Below are 26,043 nucleotides of genomic sequence, written 5' to 3'. Positions count from 1 at the left end.
GACCGCCAGGTCGACCTAGCCAAAGCCACAACAACCCAGACTAAGTGAGAAAGCGAGCATCACATGAGCCATCAGGACCATCGGGAAAATCAGGACCATCAGGACATCATTGTCGAAAAAGTAGAAGGCTGGTTGGAGATCACCATCCATCGCCCGGAGAAACTGAACTCGCTGCGAGAGACGACCGCGGAAGAGATTCTGGGCGTGCTGAGCGAGGTGGAATCGCGTCGCGACATAGCGGCCGTGATTCTCAAGGGGAGTGAAAAGGCCTTCTGCACGGGTATCGACACCAGCGAGTTCACGATCGGTGACAACGAGTATTTTGACTTCTATCGCAAGCGTCGGCGCCTGCGCAAGGTGAACCAACTGTTCCGGGAACTCCCTGGTTTCTCGAAGCCGATCATCAGCGCCATTGAGGGTTTCGCTCTAGGCGGAGGGCTGGAACTGGCGCTTGTCGGCGACCTGATTGTCGCTGGCGCCAACGCGAAGTTCGGCCTGCCCGAGATCCGGCTGGGCCTGATGCCCGGTGGCGGCGGCACGCAGACGCTGCCGCGTCTTGTTGGCCCCGCGTTGGCCAAGGAACTCATGTGGACCGGTCGACGCATCACAGCTGCCGAAGCGCGCGAGTACAGGCTGGTTAACCACGTTACCGAAGCAGGCATGGCCCTGGAGAAGTCGCGCGAACTAGCCCGCACGATCAGCGGCAATGCACCTCTGTCGGTGATGTTTACCAAGACGGTCATCGACCGCGGGATGGACCTTCCGCTCATGGAAGGGATGGCGGCGGAAGGAGATGTGTCCTTCATGCTGTACTTCACAAAAGATCGCCAGGAGGGTCTGAATGCCTTCCGCGAAAAGCGTACACCGGATTTCCGAGGAGAGTGAGAGCATGAAGCAAAAGGATATCGTGATTGGGGGATACGCAGAAACTCCCATCGACTACAAGACGGGCCGCAGCGCGTATGACCTGGCCGGGGAAGCACTCGACCAATTGCTTGCGAAGACAGGCATCGACAAGAGTGAGATTGATGGGCTGTCGGTAACCACCGCCTTGTCGGAAGCCCAGAATCCGTTCTTCGCTGTCTACATGACCGAAGCGCTTGGCCTGACACCAACATGGCTGAACTACGGGGGTATCGGCGGCTGCTCGGCTACGGGTGGCGTGGCGCGTGCCATGTCGGCAATCCGCGACGGCATGTGCAAGCTGGCTGTCGTGATGTCCTCCGATGCGCCCAGTTCCGACTGGCGCTCGAACTACGGCGCTTACCGCAGCGAGTTCCAGGACCCTCCGGGCGTGCAGGGGCCGCCCGCCACCTTCGGCCTGCTGATGAGTCGCTATATCCACCAGTACGGGCTGGACCCCGAAGCGCTGGGGAAGATCGCGATCACGCAGCGCGCGCATGCCCTGCACAACCCGAACGGTTACAAAAAGTTCCAGAAAGAACTCACCATGGAGGAGTACATGCAGTCGCGTGTCATCGCGGACCCGCTGCGCGTACTCGACAGCGTGATGTTCTGCGACGGGGCCAACGCCTTTATCGTCACCACCGAGGCGAATGCCAGGCGCCTGGGTTTGAAGAAGATGGTCTACCCGGTCGCCTATGGGGAGGTCACCAACTTCAACGGGGCCGATCCGCTGGCCGACATCACGCTGTCCGGTTTCACCAGGATAGGCCCCGAGGTTCTGCGCAAGGCAGAGCTTGCGCCCAGGGACGTCCGCATGTTCCAGCCCTACGACGACTTCACGATTGCCGTGATGATGCAGTTCGAGGCCTTCGGCTTTTGCGAGCGCGGCCAGGGCTCGGCCTACACGCTGCGCACCGATCTTTCCTTCGACGGTGACCTGCCGCTCAACACTGGCGGCGGCCAGATTTCCGCYGGCCAGCCAGGACTCGCAAGCGGCGGGCTCAACCTTGCGGAAGCCGTGCGCCAGATGTTCGGCGAAGGCGGCGCCCGCCAGGTGAACGATCCGCGCAACGCGCTGGTTACCGGCATTGGCGTCATTCCCTACGGTCGGAACTGGGGTACCAGCTCGGCCATGGTCCTGGAGGCATGAACAGCATGAACGAAACGATGAACACTCCCCCGTCCCGCCCGATCCCGAAGCAGGGCGTCTTTGTCGACAGCAAGCCGTTCTGGGACGGCATCGCGCAAGGCAAGCTGATGCTGCAGTACTGCACAGTCGCCCAGCGCTTCCAGCACTATCCGAAGCCGGTCAGCGGCTTCACGGGCCGACGCACGCTGGAGTGGCGCGAAGTCTCCGGCAAGGGCACGATCTACGCGTGCACCGTGGTGCGAATCGCCGGCCCCGGTGTCGAGGGGCGCATTCCGTTGTGCGTCGCGACCGTCGAACTGGACGAGGGCGTCCGCATCATCGCCAATGTCTTGAGATGCGCGCCAAGTGACATGGCGATCGGCAAGCGCGTGAAGCTGGCCATCGACCACTTGGCGCCCGAGCATCCGTACCCGGCCTTCGAACTCGAATAAGGAACGCCATGCGTCTCGAACAATTTATGGCGGCGCATGCGTTGCGCACGCCAGCGAAGGCGGCCGTGGTCGTCGGCGATAAGCGGTTGAGTTACGAGGATCTGCTCTGCAGTTCGCGTTCCCTGGCCGCCGGGCTACGGCGCGCCGGCGTGGTGCAAGGCGACCGGATCGTCGTGTACCTCCCCAACTGCATCGAGTTCGTGCAGGTCATGTATGCGGCGTTCACGCTAGGTGCAATCGTCATCCCGGTGAACACGCGCAACACGCCACGCGAGCTGGTCTATTTCGCGCAGGACAGCCAGGCGCGCATGTTGGTGTTTCACGCCGAGAGCGCGGCGGCGATCGAAGAGCTATCTTCCGAGTTCATGGGTGTTCGGCGCTTGTCGGTCGGTGGCGACGTGGCCGGCGCCGAATCCCTCGAGACGCTCCTGACGCGTTCCGACGAACGGCTGCCCGAGTTGGCATTGACGCCCGACGACGCCATGATCCTGTACACGTCGGGCACGACCGGGAAGCCCAAGGGTGCCATTCTTACGCACGCCAACTTCGTGATCGGCAATGCCTTCGTCAACGCGGTGGAGTGGGGTGTCACGGCCGACGATGTGTTTCTCGTCACCACGCCACTGGCGCATCGCACGGGCCTTGCGCGCCTGATGAACTCCATGGGCCTGGGTGCCACGCTGGTGGTAATGGAGCGCTTTGACGCCCAGGCGGCGGTTAACATCATCGAGCGCGAGCAGGTGAGTGCTGCCGGCATGGTGCCCACCGTCGCGCGCATGTTGATGCCGGTGCTCGAACAGCAGGCCGCGCGCTGTGCCAGCCTGCGCCACATCATCGTCACCGGCGAAGCATTTCCCGTGGAACTCAAGCGCCGGATGATCGATCATCTGCCAAAGGCACGGCTTCACTCGTTCTTCGCGATGACGGAGGTGGGATCTGTCACGGTCCTCAATCACGAGGAGCAATTCACGCACCCTGCGTCGGTCGGTCGCGTGACACCCGGTGTGCAGGTGAAGTTGATTGACGAGAAGGGCCAGCAGGTCTCCGTCGATGATGTCGGCGAGATTCTGGTGCGGTCCGGCGAGGCAGGTCGGTTCACCACAATGAAGGGGTATTTCGGGCGGCCGGAGGCGACTGCTGCGACGATCGTCGATGGCTGGGTTCACACGGGCGATATGGGTCGCTTCGACGCCGACGGCTACCTCTATATCGTCGACCGCAAGAAGGACATGGTGCTCAGCGGCGGCTTCAATATCTATACGAAAGAGGTCGAGCAAGTGCTGGCGGAGCACCCCGACGTCGCCGATGCGGYCGTGGTGGGCGTGCCCGATGACATCTTCGGAGAGGCGGTGGCCGCTTTCATCGAGCGGCATCCCGGCAGGGCGTTGAGCGTGGATGCGATCCAGGAACATACCAAGTCGCGCATCGCCAGCTACAAGAAGCCTAGGCATGTCTTCTTCGTCGACGCGCTGCCGCGCAACGGCGTTGGCAAAGTGCTCAAGGCCGATCTGCGCGAGATCGCGCTTGCGCGGCTGGCACAGCCGGTAACATGAACATGGAGCTTCGTCTGGATGCAAAGGCGTCGCACTGGATAGGAGGCGAGTGGGTGTCTTCGGGCGCGTACTTCGATTCGACCAACCCGGCCGACGCTTCGCTGATTGGAAGCGCACCGGCTGGGGGAACGGCCGAGGCGAAGGCTGCGGTCAACGCAGCCCGGCATGTCTTCTATACCACGGCCTGGCGCTACAGTCCGCGTCTGCGCGCTCGGGTACTGCTCGACATGGCCTTCCGGCTGGAGAACGATGCTCCCGCGCTTGCGCGGTTACTCACACTGGAGAACGGCAAGTTGCTGCGCGAGTCGGCCGGCGAGGTCGAGGGGGCTGCGTCAGAGCTGCGCTATTACGCCGGTATGGCTCGGAGTGCGGCCGGCCGCGTGGTGGAGCCCATGCCAGGCGTGCGCTCGCTGATTACGCACGAGGCCGCGGGTGTAGTGGCGATCATCGTGCCCTGGAATGCGCCGTTGATTCTCTTCGTGCGCTCGCTAGCCCCCGCGCTTGCAGCGGGTTGTACTGTGGTGGTCAAGGCGGCGCCGCAGACAGCGCTCTTTATGCATCGCGTGGCGCAACGCCTGTCTGAAGCCGTGGATCTGCCACCGGGCACGATCAACGTTGTGCATGAGCCTGGCAGCGACGTGTCTCAGGCGTTCGTCGCCTCGCCTGATGTCGACGTGGTCAGCTATACCGGGAGCACCGCCGTTGGCAAGACCATCATGGCCGCGGCGGCGCCGCAGCTAAAGCGTCTGTCGCTGGAACTCGGCGGCAAGGCGCCCTGCGTGGTGTGCGACGACGCGGATCTGGCCATTGCTATCCCAGCCATCCTCGAAGCGGGGACAATCCTGTCGGGCCAGCAATGCACGGCGGCGAGCCGCATCCTGGTGCACAGGAGGATTTATGACGATTTCCGCGACACCATGGTCGCGGCGATGCGGCACTTCCCCGTCGGGCCGGGCCATCTGCCGGACAGCCAAATGGGCGCCGTCATCGATATGGCAAACCGCGACCGGATCCTCGCCCTTGTCGATGAACTTGCCGACCGCCATCGCATGCTGGTGCGGGGCGGCCCGGTGGCTAATCTGCCGGCCCATGGGGCGTTTGTTTCGCCGACGCTGGTCGAAGTCGACGATCCGCAAAGCGAAGCCGTTCAGGCCGAGCACTTCGCGCCCCTGATGACGCTGGAGGTGTTCGACGACGACCGCACCGGCTTCGCGCTGGCCAATGCCACGCGCTTCGGTCTGGGGGCCAGCGTGTGGTCGCGCGACAGCGTAAGGGCGCATCGTATCGCCAGAGAACTTCGCTGCGGCACGGTGTGGATCAACGCGCATAACAAGCTCTTCGCGGAGGCCGAGGTCGGTGGCTATAAGGAAAGCGGCTTCGGTCGCCTCCATGGCGCCGAGGGCATGCACGACTTCCTCGAAATCAAACATGTCTATCAGGAGATCGGCAGCCTCTGACGCCGCCGCTATTGCAAAATGCTGAGACCCGAATCGACCACGGAAGCAGCCTTCCGGCACGAGGTGCGCGAATGGCTCGCCGCCCATGTACCCGATGCATTGCGTCACAAGACCTTCAGGCCGCTGCCCGCAGAAGGCATGCAGTGGTACAGGGCTCTTTACCAGCGCGGCTGGATCGCACCACATTGGCCGCGCGCGCACGGAGGCATGGGGGCCAGCCCGGTGCAACAGGTCATCCTCATGGAGGAGATGGCGCGCGCAGGCACGCCTGACTTTCCCACGCAGGGCCTGAACCACATCGGCCCGTTGCTGATCGCGCGCGGCACACCGGCGCAGCAGGGGCGCCACCTGCCGCCGATCCTCTCTGGCGACGCGATCTGGTGCCAGGGTTATTCCGAACCCGGCTCGGGCTCGGACCTGGCCAGCTTGCGCACCCGCGCGGAGCTGCGTGGCGATACCTTGGTCATCACCGGCCACAAGATCTGGACCACCTGGGGCCACCACGCCGACTGGATGTTCGCGCTTGTGCGCACCTCCAGCGCCGGCAAGCCGCAGCACGGCATCACCTTCGTGCTGATCGACATGACGACGCCGGGCATCCGGCGCCGGCCGATCCGCACCATCGCCGGCGACGAGGAGTTTGCCGAGGTGTTCTTCGACGACGTGGTGGTGCCGATCGAGAACGTGGTCGGCGAGATCGACAAGGGCTGGCAGGTGGCGACCGCGGTGCTGAGCGAAGAACGTCTGCGCATCGGCTCCCCGGCCCAGGCGCTGCGCGCGCTGGAGCGCCTGCGCATGATGCTGCGCGCCGCGCCGGAAGGCCGTTTGCGTGAGAGCGTGCACGAGGCCGCCGCTCTGGCCGAGGTGGAGGTCGAGACGCTGGTCGCCGCCTATCTCGAAGCCGCCGAAGCCGCGGAGCAGGGTGTCGCCGCCGACAGCTCCTATCTCAAGCTGCTCGCTACCGACACCGTGCACCTGCTGCTCGACTTGGTGCAGCGGGTGGCGGGCCAGGGCGCCGCACTGCGCGACGCCATTCGCCATGGCGACGACCTGCTCGACGCCACGGAAATGTTCCTGCAGGCACGCCGCCTCGGCATCTATGGCGGCAGCAGCGAAGTGCAACGCAACATCATCGCGACGCGGGTGCTCGGCCTGCCCGTCGCTGGGAGCAAGGCATGAACGCCGAACACGCCGCGCAGCTGCGCATGATTGGCGAGAGCGCCGCGGGCTTCGCGGCCACGCACGGCGGTACCGCACGTGCACGGCAGGTGCATGAGGGCGGTGCGGCATTGGAGGCGGCCACGTGGAAGGCCATCGCCGGACTCGGCTGGCTAGGCATCGCGGTGCCCGAGGCGAATGGAGGACTTGCGCTCGACGCCCCGGCCGCCGCAGTGGTCGCGGAAGAGGCCGGGCGCGCGCTGATGACGCCACCGCTGACGATGGGCATGGCCGCCGCGTTCTTGCTTGCCAAAGGCCAGGGCGCCGCCGAGGAGGCGTTGCAGACGCTGATGATGGGCGCGGGGCACGTCGCGTTTGCGGCCGCTGCGGTCGGGACGGATGCCACGGTCAGGGCGCCGCTGGTGCCGGACGGTGACGCCGCCAACCAGTGGCTGGTGGCACTAGGCGAGGGTCGTGATTTCGAGGTGCGGCTGTTGCGCAGGGGCCTGCCTGGAATAGTTTGCAACACCCGCGCCGCGGTAGACGGCAGCCGGCTCGCCGACCTATCCATCGATCACGCCGCCTGGAGCGACGCGCCGCGTGTGCTGTCGGGCTCGGTCGGGCAGGCGGCATGGCAGAGCGGTAGGCACCTGCTGTGGCTGGGCGACGCCGCCTACCTCTGCGGCCTGATGGACGCGGCGCTGCGCCTTGCCCTCGACTACCTGTGCCTGCGCCGGCAGTTCGGCGTGCCCATCGGCAGCTTCCAGGCACTGCAGCACCGTGCCACCGCTTGCTACGTGGACCTCAAGGCCACGCGCGCGCTGGTGCACGAATCGGCGCGCGCCTTCGGCGGCGGGCGCGAGGCTTGGGCTGCGGCTGCGAGCGTGCACCGCGCCGCCGCGGCTGCGCTGCGTGTCACCAAGGAGGTGGTGCAGTTCCACGGCGCGATCGGCTTCGCCGACGAGCACGACGCGGGCTTGTACCTGCGGCGGGCTCTGACCGTCGGCGCGCGCCATGCGGAGGACGCGTTCGCGCAACTTGCCCCGACGGCGCGGACCGGTTGACGCCATCTCATCCCTCGGCGAGAAGAAAAAGGAGACAACAAAGTGAGCTACCCCAAGATCATTTTTTCAGGGCGGGTTTTCACGCCCGAGTGGATGGAAGCCGAGGTCGAGCGCGTGAGCGCCGGCCTGCAGGCAGCCGGCGTGCAGCACGGACAGACCGTGGCCGTGATGATGCGCAACTGCCCGGCCTATGCTGCGCTGATCCTGGCCTGCCGGCGTGCTGGCGTGTACTTCGTGTCGCTCAACTGGCATTGCAAGGCGCCGGAGGCAGCGTTCATGCTGGAGGACAGCGGGGCCGGCCTGCTCTTCGTCCACGACGACCTGATCGCCCAGGTGATCGCGGGCGTGCCCGAGCGCGTCGCCATCGTGAGCGTGTCGGCCGACGAAGCGAAGCCACTGCCCGATGTCTCGGGGCGCGCTGCGTCGTGGGCCACCTTCGGCGTCGGTGCACCGCCGATGGCACCGCGGCCGCGCCTGCATTTCGGTTCGGTGCAATACACTTCAGGCACCACCGGCAAGCCCAAGGGCGTGCGGCGCCTGGCGCTGTCTCCCGAAGTGCGCGAAGAGCTGGAGCAGGAGTCGCGCCGCATCGGGCGCATCGCCTCGGGCATGGCGCCCGGGGTGACCGCTATGCTCTGCGCGCCGATCTACCACAGCGCGTCGACGCAGTACCTGGTACAGGCCTGCGACGCTGGTGCCACGCTGATCCTGGAGCCGGCCTTCGACGCGCTGCGCACGCTCCAGCTCATCGAGCAACACGCGGTGACGCACGCCTACCTGGTGCCCACCATGTACCGCCGGCTTCTCGCGCTCGGCGATGCGGAGCGTGTGCGCCACAGCGTCGCCACGCTGCGCCACGTGGCGTCCACGGGCTCGCCGTGCGCGCCGGAGGTGAAGCGCAGGATGATCGAGTGGTTCGGCCCGGTGATCACCGAGGCCTATGGCGCCAGCGAGACCGGCTATGTCACCTTCATCGATTCGCCCACCTGGCTGGAGAACCCCGGCTCGGTCGGCCGGGCGCTAGGGCCGGCGAAGCTGCGCATCCTCGATGATGAGGGCCAACCGCTGCTGGCCGGTCAGGTCGGTGCCATCTACGTGCGCCAGCCCGCGCTGCCCGACTTTACCTACGTCAACAACCAGGCAGCGCGCGACGCGATGGAAATGGATGGCCTGGTGGGGCTCGGCGATGTGGGCTACCTCGACACACGGGGCTTTCTGTACATCTGCGACCGCCGCACCGACATGATCATCTCGGGCGGCGTCAACATCTACCCTGCCGAGGTCGAAGCCGTGCTGCAGGGCATGCCCGGGGTGGCCGACTGCGCGGTCTTCGGCATCCCCGACGACGAGTACGGCGAGGCCGTCGCGGCGGCGGTGCAACTGCGGCCCGGCGCGCGGCTCGATGCGAGCGGGATCAAGGCCTTCCTGCGCGAGCACGTCGCCAACTTCAAGGTACCGCGCGTCATCGACTTCCACGCGGCGCTGCCACGAGAGGACACGGGAAAGATCTTCAAGCGCCTGCTGCGCGAGCCTTACTGGCGCGATCAAGCCCGTCGAATCTGAGTTCGACTTTGCCGGGGACAACAGAAGGAGACAAGCATGAAGAAAATCAGGATCAAGGCCGCGCTGTGCCTGGCCGGCGCGCTCGCCCTGCAGCCGCCCATCTGGGCGCAAGCTGCCACGGCCACCCCGACGCCGGGCAAGCCGGTCCGCATCGTCGTCACGGTGCCGCCGGGTGGTGGCATCGACACCATTGCGCGCCGCCTGGCGGCCAAGGTGGCGCCCGCAGTCGGACAGCCGGTGATCGTGGAGAACCGGCCAGGCGCATCGGGCATGCTCGGCGTGGACAACATCGTCAAGTCGGCGCCGGATGGCAGTTCGCTGATTCTGGCCGCGGGCTCCACCATCACGGTGCTGCCGCATCTGATGAAGAAGATGCCCTACGACGCGACCAGGGATCTCACGCCGATCACACAGATCGGTGTCACGCCGCTGGTGATGCTGGTCAAGGCCGAGAGCCCGGCGAAAGATCTCGCCGACTTCGTCGCCGCGGCCAAGGCCAGGCCCGGCACGCTGAGCTATGGCTCCTATGGCAACGGCACGCTCGGCCACCTGATCGGCGAGGTCTTCAAGCACGAGGCTGGCGTCGACCTGGTCCACGTGCCTTACAAGGGCTGTGCCGCTGCCATCAATGACCTGATCGGCGGGCAGGTGAGCGCAGTGTTCTGCGACATCGGTTCATCCGCCGCTTTCCTGCAGCCGGGCGGCCGACTGCGCGGCCTGTCCATCACCGGCACACGGCGAATCACGGCATATCCCACTGTTCCGACCTTTTCCGAGGCCGGTTATCCCACGCTCGGCCCGCTGGTCGGCTGGCTCGGCATTTTCGGGCCGGCCAATATGTCCAAGCCGCTGGTCGATGCGCTCGTGGCCGACTTTGGGAGCGTGATGAAGACCGCGGACATGCGCTCCGCACTCGCGCAGGTTGGCTACGAGATAGGCGGCCCGTCCGCCGCCGGTTTCGCAAAGACAGTGCAACAGGACACGCAGGTGTGGGGTCAACTGATCCAGCGCATCGGCGGCATCGCGCTGGAATGAGGCCAAGGTCATGCGCGAAGCCGTTATCGTCGCCACTGCCCGCACGCCGCTCACCAGGTCGTTTCGCGGCGAGTTCAACATCACGCCCGGTCCGGCACTGGCCGCCCACGCGGTGCGCGCCTGGCTGGTCACGTGCTGCTCGAAAGACGGCGCCGCAGGGCGAAGTATGCGGTGGTGACCATGTGCTCCGGCGGCATGGGTGCGGCCGGGCTCTTTGAAATATTCCGAGGCTTGCGATGGACTTGAACTTCACTACCGCCGAAGAGGCCTTCCGGGCCGAGGTGCGCGCCTTCCTCGCGGAGCGGCTGCCCGCCTCGCTAAGCACCAAGGTGGCCGAGGGCCGGACGCTGGGCAAAGCCGAGATGCAGCAGTGGCACGCCATCCTGCAGTCGCGCGGCTGGCTCGCGAGCCACTGGCCGCGCGAGCACGGCGGGCCGGGCTGGAACGCGGTCCTGCGCTACATCTTCGAGTACGAATGCGCGTTGGCCGATGCGCCGCGCACCGTGCCGTTCGGCCTGATCATGCTCGGGCCGGTGCTGATCCGGTATGGCACCGAGGCACAGAAGAAGCACTGGTTGCCGCGCATCCTCGACGGCTCCGACTGGTGGTGCCAGGGTTATTCCGAGCCCGGAGCGGGGTCGGACCTGGCGTCACTGACGACCACGGCCGTGCGCTCCGGCGACCACTACATCGTCAACGGCCAGAAGACATGGACCACGTTGGCGCAGCACGCCAACATGATCTTCTGCCTGGTGCGCACCGCCAGGGAGAAGCGCAAGCAGGCCGGCATCAGCTTCCTGTTGATCGACATGACTTCGCCCGGCGTCCAGGTGCGGCCGATCGTCACGCTGGATGGCGAGCATGAAGTCAACGAGGTGTTTTTTACCGACGTGCGCGTGCCGGTCGAAAACCTTGTGGGTGAGGAGAACGACGGCTGGACCTGCGCCAAGTATCTCCTCACGCATGAGCGCAACGCGGGTATCGGCTTCTCGGTCGTGGCGCTTCAGCGCCTGAAGGCGGTAGCGGCCAAGGTCATGAGCAACGGCCAGCCGCTGGGCCACGACCCGGCCTTCGCGGCACGCATGGCGCGCGTCGAGATCGACCTGGAGAACCTCAAGACGACCAATCTGCGCGTCACTGCCGCGGTCGCGAACGGTGGCGCGCCGGGACCGGAAAGCTCCGCGCTGAAGATTCTGGGTAGCGAGATCCGGCAGGAACTGGCCTCGCTCATCCGGCGCGCCGTCGGGCCATACGCGCAGCCGCAGTTGGGCGATGCGCAGGCCCTGGCGGGTGGGCCGGTGGAGGCCGCGACCGCGAGCGCGCAATACCTCAACAACCGCAAGCTGTCGATCTTCGGCGGCTCCAACGAGATTCAGCGCGACATCATCGCCAAGACGATGCTGCACCTGTGAAGGAGGGCGAATGAACTTCGAACTGACCGACGAGCGGAGGATGCTGGCCGACACGCTGCGCCGCTTCATCGCGGAGCAGTACAGCTTCGAGCGGCGCGAGCGCATCGCCGCATCGGCCGAGGGCTACAGCGCAGCGCTGTGGCAGCGCTTCGTCGAACTGGGCGCGGTCGGCGCACTCTTCGAGGAAATCGATGGTGGCTTCGGCGGCAGTGGCTTTGACATCGCGGTGGTGTTTGAGACCATTGGCGGCGGACTGGTGCTCGAACCGTTCCTGGCTACGCTGATGAGCGGCACGGCCCTCGCGCTAAACAGCAGCGGTGCGCATCGCGACTTGCTGGCCGACATCCTCGGCGGTCGCGTCCTGGCGGCTTTCGCACACGGCGAGCCTGGTTCGCGGTACGAGCACGCGCGCGTGGCGACGCGGGCGCGCCGTGTCAAAGGGCATTGGGTGCTCGACGGTGCCAAGGCGGTGGTTCGTCACGGCGAACAGGCCGGCTTCTTCATCGTCTCGGCGCGCACCGCGGGCAACGACGACGAGATGGCGGGCCTGTCGCTCTTCGTGTTGCCGGCGGACACTGCGGGGCTGGAGTTGCGCGGCTATGCACTTGTGGACGGGGGGCGCGGTGCCGATCTTGTGCTCGACGGCGTGCGCCTTTCCGACGGGGCGCTGATCGGCATCGAGGGCGAGGCCTTCGACGCCATCGAGCGCACCCTGGGGCATGGTGTGCTGGCGCTGTGTGCACAGGCACTCGGCGCGATGGAGGCCGCCAATGCGAGGACACTCGACTACCTGCGCACGCGCAAGCAGTTCGGCGCACCTATCGGCAGCAACCAGGCATTGCAGCACCGCATGGTCGACCTCTGGCTGGGCATCGCGCAGTCGCGCTCGAGCGTCATCAATGCGGCCAACGCGCTCCAGGCTGGGCGCATCGAGCGCGAGCGGGCTCTGTCGGCCGCCAAGGTCACGCTCGGCCGCGTGGGCACGCGCGTGGCCGAGGAGTGCATTCAGATGCACGGCGGTATCGGCATGACGTGGGAGCTGCCACTTTCGCACCTTGCCAAGGGCCTCGTCATGACCGACCACGCGCTGGGCGACGAGGACTACCACCTGGCACGCTACGTGAAGCTGGGACGCCGTTGAGGCTGCACCTCGCAGCGGCGCGGTTGGCAAAGGAGGGGTAGGCTGGCGCCATGTCCACCGTTTGGCCGCGAGCGGGGGCTAGATGAACTCTAGCCGTACACCGAGGAGAAGGCGCACAGATCCTTCTCTGAAGGATCCGGCACTTGCCAAAGGGCGGGCACTGGCGAGCCAGGCCGGCATGCGAGCGCTGGGGGGCATGCGTTCAGATATAATAAAAAGTCATTCCTCATGACAATGGCCGCATGGCGCGACGCATTCCCCCCCTGAATCCCTTGCGCGTGTTCGAGGTCGTTGCGCGGACCCAGAACCTGACGCTGGCGGCGCAGGAGTTGCATGTCTCGCAATCGGCGGTTAGCCGCCAGATCGCCGTGCTGGAGACCTACCTGGGCGTCGAACTGTTCCGGCGGGAGCGTCACGGCGTCACGCTGACCCGGATGGGGAAAGACTATGCCGAGGAAGTCGTTCCTGCCTTCGATGCCATCGCCGGCGCGACGGCCCGTTTGCTGGGCAGTACCTCGCAGGGCGCCTTGCGCGTGCGAACCTATACCACCTTCGCTGCAAAGTGGCTAATTCCGCGGCTGCACGATTTTCGTCGACAGCATCCTAGCATCGAGGTGCGCATAGACAACGCCACGCCCGATGTGGACTTTGACCGTGATCCCGCGGATCTGGCTATCCAATTTGGTGACGGACGCTGGCCACGAGTAAACAGCGACTTTCTTTTTCCCGACGAGATCGAGCCGGTGTGCACGCCGGATTACCTGAAGGGGCATCGTGGACCGCGGGGGAAGCTGGAATCGCTACTGCACCACCGCCTGCTGGTTTCCCACTATCGCCGCAACGACTGGGACGACTGGTTGATATTTGCCGGGATGGCCGAAGCCGCGACAGGCACCGAGCGAATGAGCTTCGGCAGTTCGGTTCTTACCTGGCAGGCGACGCTTGACGGGTTGGGCATTGCCATCGGCCAGATTGCCATGCTGAAAGCCGAGATTGAGGCAGGGCGGCTGGTACGTCCCTTCGCGCTGCCCTACCGCGGTGAGAAGGCCTACTACCTGGTACGCCCGAAGGTGCAGCGTGAGGCCAGAAAGATCGCTGTGTTTCGCGACTGGCTTCTTGAAACGGTCGCGATGGAGGCCGGCCGGGCGAACGACCGGTGAGCCCTCGACGCATGGCGCCATGGGCGACACAGGTTAGCTGACATTACATTTTGTTCTGGCTGGGTGCCAAACGCGAAGTTCACAACGCTGCTCCGATGGACGATCCTGACAACAGTCAACAGTCCAGATAAGCGAGGCAGACATGAACTTTGAACTCAGCGAAGAGCACCAGGCGTTTGCGGAATCGGTGCGGCGTTTCGCCCAGGACAAGCTAGCCCCCGGTGCACTCGAACGTGCCCATTCCGCCCAATATCCCTGGGATGCCGCACAAATGCTGGCAGAACAGGGCTTGCTTGGCATCGCGTTCCCTGAGGAAGATGGCGGACAAGGCGGCACCTTGATGCACGCCGTGATCGCGATCCAGGAAGTGGCCCTGGTGTGTCCCAAGAGCGCGGATATCGTGCAGGCGGGCAACTTCGGTCCAATCCGCACCTTCGTGGAGTACGCAACGGCGGAGCAGAAGGCGCGTTTCCTGCCTGACCTGCTGGCAGGGAAAAAGCTCATTGCGCTCGGCATGACCGAACCGGAAGCCGGCTCGGCCGTCACGGAACTGAAGACCTCGGCAAGGCGTGACGGCGATCACTATGTGATCAACGGCAGCAAGATCTTCTCGACGCACAGTCCCGAGGCAGAGTTGTTCCTGATCTACGTGCGCTTTGGTCCGGGCGTCGGCGGGATTGGCTCGGTGCTGGTGGAGCGCGGCGCGCCGGGCTTTCAGGTGGGTGAGCCGTCGAAATTCATGAGCGGCGAAGCGTGGTGCCAGCTCTATTTCGAGGACTGCCGCATTCCGGCCAACAACCTCTTGCTTGGTGAAGGCGGCTTCAAGCGACAGATTTCCGGCTTCAACGTTGAACGTCTCGGCAATTCGTCGCGATCGCTGGCGCTGGGCCGCCACTGCTTCAACGTCGCCCGGGAGCACGCCAGGATTCGCAAGCAATTTGGTCGCGAACTGTGCGAATTCCAGGGGATCCAGTGGAAGTTTGCCGAAATGGCATTGAAGCTGGAATCCGCGCAACTGCTGCTGTACCGCGCCGCCATGGAGGGTGAGCATGGCCTGCCTTCGGCGCATAGCACGGCCATGGCGAAACTGGCTTGCAACCAGGCCGGATGGGATGTCGCCAACGAAGCGCTGCAAGTAATGGGTGGTATGGGCTACAGCCAGGAGTCGATTGTCGAATACTGCCTGCGCCGGATCCGCGGCTGGATGATCGCCGGCGGCTCGATTGAAATGCTGAAGAACCGGATTGCCGAAGGCGTGTTCGAGCGTTCGTTCTCGCAGCGCCCCCCCAAGGCTGGCTGACGCGCCCGCACCCCATAATCAAAATCGAACCGGAGACAACCATGTTTGCAAGACTAAGCCGCGCCCCAGCGCTCTCGCTGGCTTCGCTGGTGCTGGCACTGGGAAGCGGCGGCGCCAGCGCGGACCCCGCATCTGAGTATCCGAACCGGCCTGTGCGCGTGGTCGTTGGCTATCAGGCAGGCGGCCCTACCGATGTGGTTGCGAGGCTGCTGGCCAAGCAATTGCAGACTACGTTCGGGCAGCCGTTCGTGGTGGAGAACAAGCCCGGCGCCGGCTCCAATATCGCCTCAGACCAGGTCGCCGGCGCCAAGGCCGACGGCTATACGCTGCTGTTTGCTGCAGCGCCGATCGCCTCGAACGGATTCGTCTACAAGAATCTGAAGTGGGACGTCCGCAAGAGCTTTGAGCCGATCTCGCAGGTCATGTCGGCACCTGCGATCCTGGCAGTGAGCCCGACCTTGCCTGTGCATACGGTTGCGGAACTGATCGCGCTCGCCAAGAAGCAACCGGGGAAGCTGTCGTTTGCCTCGACCGGGACTGGCGGCACCCAGCACCTGGCCGGGGAAATGCTAAAACAACACGCCGGCATCAACATGATCCATGTCCCCTACAAGGGCGCGTCGGGCGTGATTACCGACCTGATCGCAGGCAATGTTTCCATGGCATTCATGACCTCGGTCTCCGCGATGCCGTATCTCAAGGCCGGGCAATTCCGTCCCATCGCGGTGACGGCGCCGAAGCGGCTGGCGCTGCTGCCCAACGTGCCAACCATGGCGGAAGCCGGTGTGCCCGGACTCGAAGTGGATTCCTGGAGCGGCCTGTTCGCCCCGGCTGGTACGCCGCGACCTATCGTCGAGAAGCTGCAGCAGGCTGTCATCAAGGCGGTCGGGACCACGGAAATGCGGGACAACCTGCAGCCGCAAGGGGCTGTGCTGGTGGGCAATACATCGAGTGAGTTCAAGGCCTATATCGACAAKGATGTCGAGCACATGGCCAAGACCTTCAAGACAGTGAAAGTAACGTTGGACTAAACATGAATACCGCTTCGAACCAACCTGATCATGCACTCGCCCAAGCTCTGCTGGCCCCCCGCAGCGTCGCACTGTTCGGTGCCTCGGACGATGCTGCGAAGACTGCAGGGCGGCCCCTGAAGTTCTTGCGTGCCGCGGGATACGCAGGGAAGGTCTACCCGGTCAATCCGAACCGGCAGACTGTCCAGGGCGAGACCGCATATCAGAGCCTGGCCGCGCTGCCGGAGGTTCCGGAGCATGTCTTTATCCTGACGCCGACCGACACGGTGCTGGATGCGGTGCGCGAATGCGCGCGTCTTGGCGTCAAGGTCGTCACCATCCTGGCGAGCGGGTTCTCGGAATCCGGGCCGGATGGCGCCGCACGGGAGGAAGCGCTGCGCGAACTGAGCCGCGCCACCGGGGTCCGCGTGCTGGGGCCAAGCAGTCTTGGCGTAATCAATCCGGAGGCGGGGCTCGTGCTCACCGCGAATGCCGCGTTTGCCGAGCCGGAGCTGCCGCGCGGGAAGGTCTTCGTGGCATCCCACAGCGGCAGCATGATTGGCGCGCTGGTCTCACGGGGCAAGGCACGTGGCGTGGGCTTCGCCGGCCTGGTATCGGTTGGCGGCGAGGCTGATCTCTGTGTCGGCGAGATCTGTGCCGCAACCCTGGACGATCCGGGTATCGAAGGCTATTTGCTGTTCCTGGAAAGCCTGCGCCACGGTGACAAATTGCGAGCCTTTGCGCTGGAGGCGGCCAAACGGGGCAAGCCGGTGATTGCCTACAAGCTGGGGCGCTCAGCTGCAGCCGCTGAAATGGCTGCCACCCACACCGGCGCGCTGGCGGGCGAAGACGACATTGCCGATGCCTTCCTGAAGGATCTGGGCATTGCCCGCGTTGGCGTTATCGAAGCGCTGCTTGAAGCGTTCCCGCTGGCCAGGCGCATTCCGCTTGAAGCCGAGGGTGCCCCGCGGCGGCGCGTCGGGGTCGTCACCACGACGGGCGGCGGCGCAGCCATGGTGGTCGACCAACTTGGCATCCGCGACGTGGTGGTAGAGCCGGCATCGCCGGCCACGCTGGCCAGGCTCGAAGCAGCCGGAATCGCTGTCTCCGCCGGCCGCGTGCTGGATCTGACCCTGGCCGGCACGAACTATGGCGTCATGAAAGGTGCCCTCGACATTATGTTTGACGCCCCCGAGTTTGACGTGGTGCTGGCGGTGGTGGGCTCCTCTGCTCGCTTCCAGCCCCAGCTCGCAGTCAAGCCGATCACCGACAGCGCGGCGAGCCGCAAGCCGCTCGCGGCAATGCTGGTGCCGGACGCGCCCGAAGCGCTTGCGTCGCTGACCAAGGCAGGCGTGCCGTGCTTCCGGTCGCCGGAGGCCTGCGCGGATGCAATTGCGTCCGTGCTTGCCCGCAGGTTACCGGGGGTGCAGCCCACGGCTGGCGTTGCGCCAGCGGTATCGGCAACGCCGCTGAACGAGGCGCAGGCATACGGCATCCTGGACGAGGTCGGTGTGCCGCATGCACCTGCAGTCACGCTGCCGTTGGCCGGGCCGGCAGGCCGGCTTCCGTTCGATTTCCCGGTCGTAGCGAAGGTATGCTCGGAAGAGATTCCGCACAAGACCGAAGTCGGCGGCGTGGTGCTCGGTATTCAGGACCACGCCCAGCTTGACGCGGCACTGGCGACGCTGCGACAGAACCTGGCGGAGCGCGCGCCGGGCAAGCGCTGCGATGAAGTCCTGGTGCAGCCGATGAGCAAGGGTCTGACGGAAGTGCTCGTAGGCTACCGCGTCGATGCCGAAGCGGGTCCGATCGTGATGCTGGCGGCCGGTGGCATCTGGGCCGAAGTCGCGCGTGACCGCAGTATCCGGCTCGCGCCGGTCAGCGTCGAGGTAGCGCGTGAAATGATTACCGAGGTGAAGGCGCTGAAAACAGTCTCGGGTTTGCGGGGTAAACAGCGGGGGGACCTGGAAGCCCTCGCCAGGGCCGTTTCCGCACTCTCGCAGCTCGCAGTGAAGCCGGACCTGCGGATTGCCGAGGCGGAAGTGAATCCGCTCATGGTGTTCCCGGAAGGCCACGGGGTACTGGCGGTAGATGCACTGGTGCTGAAGTGGTGACAAGGGCATCGCCCGCTTGCAACAGGCCAGGGACCGATGACCTGCTCAGCCGGCTCGATGCCATGGCCGTGGTTCACCGGGTCCAGTGCGGCGGCGCGCAGGTCGTGTGGCGGCAGTTCGGGCAAGGTTCGCCGCTGGTGCTGATCCATGGCGGGCATGGTAGCTGGATGCACTGGATCAGGAATATCGAGGCGCTAGGCAGGGAGCATACGCTGTGGCTGCCCGACCTACCCGGCTTTGGCGACTCCGGCACCCTCGACGGCGATCCGCACGCCACCGACCGCCTTGCGCGGCTGGTCGGCACAGTGGCAGGCAGCCTCGACGATTTACTGGGTCGCACCAGCAGGTTCGGGCTTGCAGGCTTTTCCTTTGGCGGGGTCGTTGCGGCTCACATGGCGGCAAGCATGCCCAATGTCGAGCGGCTGGCATTGCTGGGCTCCGCCGGCCATGGCGGCCCCCGGCGCCAGGGGGCGGAAATGGTCAACTGGCGCACGGACGACCGCGGCCAGATGCTCGCTGCGCTCAGGCACAACCTGGGCGCGCTCATGCTGCACGACCAGGGCAGCATCGACGCACTTGCCATGGATCTGCATGAGCGCATGTGCAAGGCCACCCGGTTCCATAGCAAGGCGCTTTCCAGAAAGCCGCTGCTGCGCGATGCGCTATCGAGTTTCAGTGGCCCGACGCTACTGATGTGGGGCGAGCACGATGTCACTGCGCAGGCGGTCGAGGCCGCACAGCAACTCGCCAGCGGAGTATCGCATCGCGACTGGTGCGTGGTACCCGGAGCGGGGCATTGGGTCCAGTATGAACGCCCGCTCGAAGTCAACCAGCTATTGTCGCGATGGTTTTCGCGCGCCTGAAGCAGCGGTCGGGACGGGCGGCGTGGGGCGCCAGGATTCATGAATAGAATTCACGACAACTTGCCGATATTCCCGGCTAGTTCCAACTCTCCTGCCACGGTAACCTTCGTGGATCAATGCCGGTCGCTTCCGTAGCGCAGTCTGATGGCGAGCATGACTCGCGCCGGCACACCAGGAGTAATGATGATCAAAGTGACACCGATCGGCTCACAACCATCAAAGGACGGGCCGGAGGAATTCTTTACCGGTAGCGTACGAATCGATTCCCTTTTTCAGGCGGAAGCGCCGGCGCGCGTCGGCGGTGCGACAGTGATCTTCGGGCCGGGAGCACGCACTGCATGGCATAGCCATCCACTCGGCCAGACGCTGCTTGTCACGGCAGGCACGGGCCTCGTGCAGCAATGGGGCGCGCCGGTCCAGACGATCCGCTCCGGGGATCTGGTCTGGATCCCTCCATCCACCAAGCATTGGCACGGCGCGACGGCGGCCACGAGCATGACGCACATCGCCATCGCGGAGTCTCTCGATGGCAAGGTAGTGGACTGGATGGAACAAGTTTGCGCCGAGCAGTACGAGGGGAGCGCCTGACAGGGGACCGCTCGATAGCATGTCGAGTGGGTGACATCACATCAACGAGGAACATAGCTATGCTTGGCACCGTTCTCTATGGCCCGCGCGACGTGCGCTACGAAGAGCGCCCGGAGCCGCGGATTCTGAAACCAACCGACGCCGTCATCCGCCTGTCGGCGAGCTGCATCTGCGGTTCTGATCTTTGGCCGTATCGCGGGCTCAACGAGGTCACGGAACCGCAGGCGATGGGGCACGAGTATTGCGGCATCGTCGAGGAGGTCGGCAGCGAGGTCACGTCGGTGCGTCCGGGTCAGTTTGTGGTCGGTTCGTTCTGCCTTTCCGACAACACATGCCCACATTGCCGCTTCGGATATCAGTCCTCATGCCAGCAGCGCGAATTCATGAGCGGTGCGCAGGCGCCGCGCGCGCGCGTGCCGCTGGCCGATGGCACGCTGATCGCGACGGCGGAGCTGCCGCCCGAGGATCTGATACCGAGCCTGCTAGCGGTGTCGGATGTGCTGGGAACCGGTTGGTATGCGGCGGACGCGGCAAACGTGCGGCCGGGCTCTACGGTAGTCGTGGTTGGCGACGGTGCCGTTGGGCTGATGGGCGTGCTGGCCGCCAGGCAGATGGGCGCCGGGCGCATCATTGCGATGAGCCGCCACAAGACGCGCCAGGACCTTGCGCTGGAGTTCGGTGCGACCGACATCATCACGGAACGCGGCGATGCCGGTGTGCAGCGGATCAAGGAAATGACTCATGGTATCGGGGCGGATTCAGTCCTGGAATGCGTCGGGACGCGCGAAGCGATGATGCAAGCCATCGATGCCACACGGCCGGGCGGATCGGTTGGCTATGTCGGGGTGCCGCATGGCGTCGAGCTGGAAGGCCAGCGGCTGTTCTTCACCCAGACGCGGCTGCATGGCGGTCCCGCCCCGGTGCGGCGCTATCTGCCAGACCTCATCGATCTCGTGCTCCAGCGCAAGATCGAGCCGGGCAAGGTGTTCGACTTGAAGCTGCCGCTCGCCGAGGTGGCCGAGGGCTACAAGGCGATGGACGAGCGCCGGGCGATCAAGGTGCTGCTGCAGCCCTGACTGTGCCACCACTGCATCGGCTTGGATGTGAGACAACTAGCCGATAGAATCCACACATCTTCTTGAGCTGGATTCGTGAATGCCACGCGAAAACTTCAATGATCTGCTGGCCTTCATTGCTGTCGCAAGGGAGCACAGCTTCACGCGCGCCGCGGGGCAGCTGGGCGTCTCGCAGTCGGCGCTCAGCCATTCGATCCGGTCTCTGGAATCCCGCCTTGGCGTGCGTTTGCTGACACGTACGACGCGCAGCGTGTCGACCACGGCGCCGGGCGAACGCTTGCTTCAGTCCGTTGCGCCGCAGTTTGAAGAGATCGAGGCGGAGTTATCGAACGTGGGTGAGTTGCGCGACAAGCCCGCCGGAACGCTGCGCATCACCGCGACCGAGCATGCGGCCAATACGGTGTTGTGGCCAAGACTGGTGGACGTGCTGCCGCGGTATCCGGACATCCGTATCGAGGTCTGCATTGACTACGGGCTGACCGACATTGTGGCGAACCGGTTCGATGCAGGGATTCGGCCGGGCGACCAAGTGGCCAAGGACATGACCGCCGTACGCATCGGCCCGGATATGCCAATGGCGGTGGTCGCCACCCCAGGATACTTTGCGACGCGGCCGCAACCTGCGGCTCCACAGGAGCTGACCGGGCATTGCTGTATCAACCTGCGCTTGCCGACGCAAGGTGGCCTGTATGCGTGGGAATTCAAGAAGGGGAGGCGTTCATTGCAGGTGCGGGTGAATGGCCAGCTCGTGCTCGACAATGTCGCGCAGATCGTTGCGACATGTCTGGCCGGATTCGGGATCGGCTATGTGCCACTGAGCGCCGTGGATACGGCCATTGCGCAGGGCCAGCTGGTGCGGGTGCTGGCAGACTGGTCGCCGGTCTTTCCGGGCTATCACCTTTACTACCCCAATAGCCGACACTCGTCGCGCGCGCTTGCCGTGCTGGTGGAGGCGCTGCGCGAGAACGTGTGAACGGTCGACGGGCGCATCGGCCGTCGATTGCTGGAATCGCCGCGCCAGATCGCCGAACTCGATGTGGTCTTGCGCAACGATGCCGTCCTTGCCGGCCAACGATGCCAGGGAGCGGCTGCGGCCGTTCGCCCGGATGGTTCCGTTGGCAAAACTGGCGTCGGAGACGTTCATGCCGGCCCGTCAATGACTATGTCGGGCACGACGCCCCCGCCCTTTGCGCGGCGAGGTGCCGCGAGAGCAGTGACGTAGCCAGGCTGCCGATGCCGGCCGCACCCATGATCCATGCCATGGTCCAGGGGGTGCCGTCCGAAAACCAGCCAACCATGGCGGCACTCAGGATGCCGCTGCCGTAGTGCATGGCGCCGACTACCGACGATGCCGAGCCAGCCTTGTGCGGAAACGCGGCAAGCGCGCCGGCCACCGAGTTGGCGACGATAAAGCCGTTCATGGACATGTACACGAAGATAGGCAGGACCAGGCCGGTCAGACCGCCCCAGCCGAAGCGGGCGTCCAGCGCAAGGACCACACCCGAAATCGCCAGGACCCAGGTGCCCAGGTGAAAGAGGCGCTCGCTTCCAAGTGTCTTCAGCAGGCGTGCGTTGACAAAATTGGCCGCCATCATCCCAATGATGTTCACGCCGAACAGCAGGCCGTAAGCCCGAGGGGTGACATGGTAATAGTCGATGTAGGCAAACGGCGTCGCGACAATAAACGTATAGGCCCCGGCATAGAAGAATCCGCCCGAGAAGGCATAGCCGATCAGCCGCGGGTCGCTGACGAGCGCGAGGTAGTCCCGCACGACATGGCGCATCGGCGTGGTCGTCCGGCGGGCGGGCGGCAGCGTTTCCGGCAATGCCCGCAATGCAAACATCGTCAGCAGGCCCACGATGGCAAGGCTCCAGAAGATGCCTTGCCAGGACCACCACGCCAGGATCTGGCTACCGAGCAAGGGGCCCAGCAGCGGCGCCACGCCCATGATCAGGATCAGCGTCGACAGGACGCGCGCCGCATCGTCGCGCGCGTACAGATCGCGGACCATGGCACGTGACAGCACCGGCCCGACACAGGCGCCGAGGGCCTGGACCACCCGCCATCCCATCATCTGCCAAACGCTCGTTGACATTGCGCATCCGGCCGAACCAATAGTGAACAGGACCAGGCCGAGTGCAATGGGCAGTCGCCTGCCATGACGGTCTCCGACGGGGCCCCAGATCAGTTGGCCAATGCTGAACCCGATCAGGAATGCGGAGAACGTCAGTTGGAGGCTGGCCGGGTTCGCATGCATCATCCGGCTGATGGTCGGCAGCGCGGGCAGGTACATGTCCGTCGAGATAGATGCGAACGACATCAGCGCGCTGAGGATCAGCATCAGCCGCAGCGTTGCCTCGGGCTGTGCGGCGTGGGTCGGGGCGGTCGGTGACTGGGGCGGGATCATGCGTTCTGAAAGCAGGGGCGGGTTTGCCCCCAAACTGGGCGTTTTTGGTTACCCCAATGCTACGGACTGCCGAGCCGCAGATTAAGACAGCAACGGCGCATGTGATCTTGAGCCAGATTCATGAATGGCGTCCAGTTTGGCCGCCCCCGGACGCCATCACCGAACGGAATCAGCGCCGATGCCGCAACGCCTCGACCACGATGGCGAGTGCGCGGGACGATTGCCGGCGGCTGGGATAGTAGAGGTAGTAGCCGGGATAAGGCTGGCACCAGTCGTCGAGCACGCGGATCAGGCTGCCGTTGGCGATATGCTCCAGCGCCATGCCTTCAGGCACATAGCCCAGGCCTTGCCCGGCCAGCGCCGCGCGCAACATTGGCGAACTGCTATTGAAGGTCCAGCGCCCGTTCACGCGCGCCTTGAGACTGTGCTTGCCCTTGGCAAATTCCCACTGCAGCAGGCTACCGTAGGTTGGCAGCCGGAGATTGATGCAGTCGTGTGCGGACAGATCCTGTGGATGCTTCGGCTGCTTGCGTCCGGAAAAATAGGCCGGGGAGCCGACCACGGCCATGCGCTGGTCTGGGCCGATACGCACGGCAATCATGTCCTTCGCCACCTGATCGCCAATGCGAACGCCTGCATCGTAGCGCTGCGACACGATGTCCGCCAGCGAGTAATCGACCGTAATCTCGACGTGGATGTCGGGATAGTCCTTCAGGCCCTCCAACAGCTTTGGCCACAACACGCTGTTGGCGGCGTGTTCGGCCGAATTGATCCGGATCGTGCCGGCCGGCTTGTCCCGGAACTCGCCAATCGCGGACAACTCGGCGTCGATGTTGTCGAACCGTGGCGCGACGCTGGCGAACAAGCGCGCGCCGGCTTCGGTGGTCGAGACATTGCGCGTCGTGCTGACCAGCAGCTTGACGCCAAGCCGGGCTTCGAGTCCCCGCACTGCATGGCTCAACGCGGACGGTGTCACGTCCAGCTTCGCCGCCGCGCGCGTAAAGCTGCCCTCGCGCGCAACATGGACGAAAGCGAGCAAATCATTGATGTCTTCTCTTGCCATGCGGGCCTTTGGCTCAGGTTCGTATCCGTGCGTATGGTATCCGGCAGTTCCCGATCTGGTCCTACAAAAGTAGTCCCGACGCCAAGCGGCTGGCCGGGTTGGCAGACAGTGGTGCAATACCCTCGCTGTCTTGCGTGGGCGATGCCTCGTAGCACCCTTTCACGAATTTTGTCCCATACATCACCTTGGCGCGTTGCGAGCGTCGACCCGCAGTATGAGTGCCTGCGCATTCAGTGCCTTTTCTCAATGGCTGTGGCTGTGCCACATTGCTACCGGACACAATCGGACCGCTGTGCCTTCCGCCTCGCTCGCGGTAGATCGGCGGCCCCGCAATTGATTCCTGTTGAGAAACCGTGTTTTTCCATCGCCGCCGAGCATGACGACGCATGCGTGGGCTCCGCGGGATATCATGGTCGAAGGCCGTCGCTTCAGGAGAACCGCTCACGAAGCCGCGGGCGGATGAATCCAGGCCGGAAGCTGCTGCACTAATTGCTTGGCCGCCGCGCGCACTTCTGCCACGGCTTGCTCGATGATGGGCGACAAGGATGAGCCCTTGCGCCTGACGATGCCGACGGATCGGATCGGGCCATCCTCGATCTGGCAGAGGCGCATGCCCCGCAAATCCAGCAACGGCATGATGCCCAGGTAGGGTTGGATCGCGATTCCCACCTCTTGGCGCACGAACCCCGCTGCGGTGGCCACCTGGTCAAACGAGAGCTTCGGCCGGAAGACGATGCCTCGCTGCAGGAAGGCCGCGTTCACGTACTCCTTGGCGGTGCTTGCGTCGGTGCCGCTGATGAGCGGCAGTTCGGGAAGCTCTTCCATGCGCATGACTGGCCGCACCATCTTTTTCCATGCTGCTGGTGCCAGAAGGGCAAAACGGTCGCGCATGATTTCCTCGTACTCCAGTTCGGGGTGCGAGGGGGCGGCGGAGGCCAGGGCGAAATCCACCTGGTAGTTGATCAGGCGCTGGATCGTGGAGGCGTTGGTGCCGTCGTAGATGGTGAAGCGTGTCCCGGCGAAGCGGCTCTCCAGTTTGGCGCACACGCCCGGAAGCACGGTGTTCGCCAGCGATGAGATAGCGGCGATGGCCATATGGTGGGCCTCCAGGTCGGTCAGGCTCTGCAGGCGTTGAAGGCCGCTGTCGAATTCGCCTACGACGCGCCTTGCCAGCGAGGTCATGCGCTCGCCGACCGGCGTCAGGCGCACCGAGCGCGTCGAGCGCTCGAACAGAACGACGCCCAGCGCATCCTCCAGGTCCTTCACGGCCTTGCGCAGCGATGGTTGCGTCACGAAGAACTGCTCGGCCGTGCGGCTGAAGTTGAGCGACTTGGCAAGGGCCAGGAAGATCCGGAGTTGGCGGGGTGTCACATTCACTCTGTCATCCTTTCGTCGTGCGGATTCGATGGCTTCACGGCGCAGCGAGTAGGCGGGATGGCGCTCTAGTACAACATCCCGTAAATAGATTTAATAATTATCAGGCTGTAGGTACGGCTCCAGGAGCGTGACGACCACCTGGGCCATCTCGTCGAGCGAGCCTGCGCCTGGCAACGGCTCCCAACGCCCACTATGGTTGCGAAAGGCGGCGCCA

At 64.8% G+C, this 26,043-nt stretch carries 23 protein-coding genes; 20 read left to right on the top strand and 3 right to left on the bottom strand.

Going from position 1 to position 26,043, the window contains the following annotated elements:
• Positions 1-63 precede the first annotated feature (63 nt).
• The 20 genes from AB4Z48_RS34290 to AB4Z48_RS34195 all read left to right on the top strand — a co-directional run bounded on the left by AB4Z48_RS34290 (position 64) and on the right by AB4Z48_RS34195 (position 21,954).
• Positions 64-885, top strand: coding sequence for an enoyl-CoA hydratase/isomerase family protein (locus AB4Z48_RS34290; RefSeq protein WP_441622324.1), 822 nt, complete (start codon positions 64-66; stop codon positions 883-885).
• A 4-nt stretch (positions 886-889) separates the two neighbouring features.
• Positions 890-2,056, top strand: a complete 1,167-nt coding sequence (locus AB4Z48_RS34285; RefSeq protein ID WP_441622322.1) for a thiolase family protein — start codon at positions 890-892, stop codon at positions 2,054-2,056.
• Positions 2,053-2,487, top strand: a complete 435-nt coding sequence (locus tag AB4Z48_RS34280; RefSeq protein ID WP_441622320.1) for a Zn-ribbon domain-containing OB-fold protein — start codon at positions 2,053-2,055, stop codon at positions 2,485-2,487. Before AB4Z48_RS34285 ends, AB4Z48_RS34280 begins: the two co-directional genes overlap by 4 nt.
• Positions 2,488-2,495: 8 nt before the next feature.
• Positions 2,496-4,040 (top strand): class I adenylate-forming enzyme family protein, encoded by a 1,545-nt coding sequence (locus AB4Z48_RS34275; RefSeq protein ID WP_441622318.1) that lies wholly within the window; start codon positions 2,496-2,498, stop codon positions 4,038-4,040.
• A complete protein-coding gene (locus AB4Z48_RS34270) occupies positions 4,037-5,497 on the top strand; it encodes an aldehyde dehydrogenase family protein (RefSeq protein WP_441622316.1) in 1,461 nt (486 codons plus the stop codon). The genes AB4Z48_RS34275 and AB4Z48_RS34270 overlap by 4 nt, the downstream gene beginning before the upstream one ends.
• Positions 5,498-5,515: 18 nt before the next feature.
• Complete coding sequence (locus AB4Z48_RS34265; RefSeq protein ID WP_441622314.1) at positions 5,516-6,676, top strand: acyl-CoA dehydrogenase family protein; 1,161 nt, start codon at positions 5,516-5,518, stop codon at positions 6,674-6,676.
• Positions 6,673-7,719, top strand: a complete 1,047-nt coding sequence (locus tag AB4Z48_RS34260; RefSeq protein WP_441622312.1) for an acyl-CoA dehydrogenase family protein — start codon at positions 6,673-6,675, stop codon at positions 7,717-7,719. Before AB4Z48_RS34265 ends, AB4Z48_RS34260 begins: the two co-directional genes overlap by 4 nt.
• Before the next feature lie 42 nt (positions 7,720-7,761).
• Positions 7,762-9,282 carry an AMP-binding protein gene (locus tag AB4Z48_RS34255; protein ID WP_441622310.1) on the top strand — a complete coding sequence of 507 codons (1,521 nt, stop codon included), beginning with the start codon at positions 7,762-7,764 and terminating at the stop codon, positions 9,280-9,282.
• Positions 9,283-9,318: 36 nt separating this feature from the next.
• Positions 9,319-10,317 carry a Bug family tripartite tricarboxylate transporter substrate binding protein gene (locus AB4Z48_RS34250; RefSeq protein WP_441622308.1) on the top strand — a complete coding sequence of 333 codons (999 nt, stop codon included), beginning with the start codon at positions 9,319-9,321 and terminating at the stop codon, positions 10,315-10,317.
• A gap of 10 nt (positions 10,318-10,327) precedes the next feature.
• Positions 10,328-10,495: a hypothetical protein gene (locus AB4Z48_RS34245; protein ID WP_441622307.1), complete on the top strand. Its 168-nt coding sequence runs from the start codon at positions 10,328-10,330 to the stop codon at positions 10,493-10,495.
• Between the two features lie 58 nt (positions 10,496-10,553).
• Positions 10,554-11,729: an acyl-CoA dehydrogenase family protein gene (locus AB4Z48_RS34240; protein WP_441622305.1), complete on the top strand. Its 1,176-nt coding sequence runs from the start codon at positions 10,554-10,556 to the stop codon at positions 11,727-11,729.
• Positions 11,730-11,739: 10 nt separating this feature from the next.
• Positions 11,740-12,870, top strand: a complete 1,131-nt coding sequence (locus AB4Z48_RS34235) for an acyl-CoA dehydrogenase family protein (RefSeq protein WP_441622303.1) — start codon at positions 11,740-11,742, stop codon at positions 12,868-12,870.
• A gap of 242 nt (positions 12,871-13,112) precedes the next feature.
• On the top strand, positions 13,113-14,030 hold the full coding sequence (gcvA, locus tag AB4Z48_RS34230; protein WP_441622301.1) for a transcriptional regulator GcvA: 918 nt from the start codon (positions 13,113-13,115) through the stop codon (positions 14,028-14,030).
• A 142-nt stretch (positions 14,031-14,172) separates the two neighbouring features.
• Positions 14,173-15,330 (top strand): acyl-CoA dehydrogenase family protein, encoded by a 1,158-nt coding sequence (locus tag AB4Z48_RS34225; RefSeq protein ID WP_441622299.1) that lies wholly within the window; start codon positions 14,173-14,175, stop codon positions 15,328-15,330.
• Between the two features lie 89 nt (positions 15,331-15,419).
• Positions 15,420-16,361 (top strand): Bug family tripartite tricarboxylate transporter substrate binding protein, encoded by a 942-nt coding sequence (locus tag AB4Z48_RS34220; protein ID WP_441622297.1) that lies wholly within the window; start codon positions 15,420-15,422, stop codon positions 16,359-16,361.
• A gap of 2 nt (positions 16,362-16,363) precedes the next feature.
• Positions 16,364-18,454: an acetate--CoA ligase family protein gene (locus AB4Z48_RS34215; protein ID WP_441622295.1), complete on the top strand. Its 2,091-nt coding sequence runs from the start codon at positions 16,364-16,366 to the stop codon at positions 18,452-18,454.
• A 137-nt stretch (positions 18,455-18,591) separates the two neighbouring features.
• Entirely contained in the window at positions 18,592-19,317 is a 726-nt protein-coding gene (locus tag AB4Z48_RS34210; RefSeq protein WP_441622293.1) for an alpha/beta fold hydrolase, read from the top strand.
• 180 nt (positions 19,318-19,497) lie between these two features.
• On the top strand, positions 19,498-19,905 hold the full coding sequence (locus AB4Z48_RS34205) for a (R)-mandelonitrile lyase (protein WP_441622291.1): 408 nt from the start codon (positions 19,498-19,500) through the stop codon (positions 19,903-19,905).
• A gap of 59 nt (positions 19,906-19,964) precedes the next feature.
• Entirely contained in the window at positions 19,965-20,981 is a 1,017-nt protein-coding gene (locus AB4Z48_RS34200; RefSeq protein WP_441622289.1) for a zinc-dependent alcohol dehydrogenase family protein, read from the top strand.
• A gap of 79 nt (positions 20,982-21,060) precedes the next feature.
• Complete coding sequence (locus AB4Z48_RS34195; RefSeq protein WP_441622287.1) at positions 21,061-21,954, top strand: LysR family transcriptional regulator; 894 nt, start codon at positions 21,061-21,063, stop codon at positions 21,952-21,954.
• 187 nt (positions 21,955-22,141) lie between these two features.
• On the opposite strand, the gene AB4Z48_RS34190 is transcribed toward AB4Z48_RS34195, so the two are convergent.
• The 3 genes from AB4Z48_RS34190 to AB4Z48_RS34180 all read right to left on the bottom strand — a co-directional run bounded on the left by AB4Z48_RS34190 (position 22,142) and on the right by AB4Z48_RS34180 (position 25,823).
• Positions 22,142-23,389, bottom strand: a complete 1,248-nt coding sequence (locus tag AB4Z48_RS34190; RefSeq protein ID WP_441622285.1) for a Bcr/CflA family multidrug efflux MFS transporter — start codon at positions 23,387-23,389, stop codon at positions 22,142-22,144.
• Positions 23,390-23,558: 169 nt separating this feature from the next.
• A complete protein-coding gene (locus tag AB4Z48_RS34185; protein WP_441622283.1) occupies positions 23,559-24,452 on the bottom strand; it encodes a LysR family transcriptional regulator in 894 nt (297 codons plus the stop codon).
• Positions 24,453-24,893: 441 nt separating this feature from the next.
• The gene (locus AB4Z48_RS34180) at positions 24,894-25,823 is read right to left on the bottom strand and encodes a LysR family transcriptional regulator (RefSeq protein ID WP_441622373.1); all 930 of its coding nucleotides are present in this window, start codon (positions 25,821-25,823) and stop codon (positions 24,894-24,896) included.
• Between the last annotated feature and the right edge of the window lie 220 nt (positions 25,824-26,043).

Source organism: Cupriavidus sp. 2TAF22 (genome assembly GCF_052115045.1).
Lineage (GTDB): Bacteria > Pseudomonadota > Gammaproteobacteria > Burkholderiales > Burkholderiaceae > Cupriavidus.
This window is presented reverse-complemented; position numbering and strand designations above follow the sequence as displayed.

Excerpts from the sequence above, each read along its gene's own strand:
- AB4Z48_RS34185 (WP_441622283.1), bottom strand. The coding sequence starts at position 24,452 with ATGGCAAGAGAAGACATCAATGATTTGCTCGCTTTCGTCCATGTTGCG.
- AB4Z48_RS34290 (WP_441622324.1), top strand. The coding sequence starts at position 64 with ATGAGCCATCAGGACCATCGGGAAAATCAGGACCATCAGGACATCATT.
- AB4Z48_RS34260 (WP_441622312.1), top strand. The coding sequence starts at position 6,673 with ATGAACGCCGAACACGCCGCGCAGCTGCGCATGATTGGCGAGAGCGCC.
- AB4Z48_RS34225 (WP_441622299.1), top strand. The coding sequence starts at position 14,173 with ATGAACTTTGAACTCAGCGAAGAGCACCAGGCGTTTGCGGAATCGGTG.
- AB4Z48_RS34280 (WP_441622320.1), top strand. The coding sequence starts at position 2,053 with ATGAACAGCATGAACGAAACGATGAACACTCCCCCGTCCCGCCCGATC.
- AB4Z48_RS34190 (WP_441622285.1), bottom strand. The coding sequence starts at position 23,389 with ATGATCCCGCCCCAGTCACCGACCGCCCCGACCCACGCCGCACAGCCC.
- AB4Z48_RS34215 (WP_441622295.1), top strand. The coding sequence starts at position 16,364 with ATGAATACCGCTTCGAACCAACCTGATCATGCACTCGCCCAAGCTCTG.
- AB4Z48_RS34245 (WP_441622307.1), top strand. The coding sequence starts at position 10,328 with ATGCGCGAAGCCGTTATCGTCGCCACTGCCCGCACGCCGCTCACCAGG.
- AB4Z48_RS34195 (WP_441622287.1), top strand. The coding sequence starts at position 21,061 with ATGCCACGCGAAAACTTCAATGATCTGCTGGCCTTCATTGCTGTCGCA.
- gcvA (WP_441622301.1), top strand. The coding sequence starts at position 13,113 with ATGGCGCGACGCATTCCCCCCCTGAATCCCTTGCGCGTGTTCGAGGTC.
- AB4Z48_RS34265 (WP_441622314.1), top strand. The coding sequence starts at position 5,516 with ATGCTGAGACCCGAATCGACCACGGAAGCAGCCTTCCGGCACGAGGTG.
- AB4Z48_RS34200 (WP_441622289.1), top strand. The coding sequence starts at position 19,965 with ATGCTTGGCACCGTTCTCTATGGCCCGCGCGACGTGCGCTACGAAGAG.
- AB4Z48_RS34235 (WP_441622303.1), top strand. The coding sequence starts at position 11,740 with ATGAACTTCGAACTGACCGACGAGCGGAGGATGCTGGCCGACACGCTG.
- AB4Z48_RS34270 (WP_441622316.1), top strand. The coding sequence starts at position 4,037 with ATGAACATGGAGCTTCGTCTGGATGCAAAGGCGTCGCACTGGATAGGA.
- AB4Z48_RS34250 (WP_441622308.1), top strand. The coding sequence starts at position 9,319 with ATGAAGAAAATCAGGATCAAGGCCGCGCTGTGCCTGGCCGGCGCGCTC.
- AB4Z48_RS34205 (WP_441622291.1), top strand. The coding sequence starts at position 19,498 with ATGATGATCAAAGTGACACCGATCGGCTCACAACCATCAAAGGACGGG.
- AB4Z48_RS34240 (WP_441622305.1), top strand. The coding sequence starts at position 10,554 with ATGGACTTGAACTTCACTACCGCCGAAGAGGCCTTCCGGGCCGAGGTG.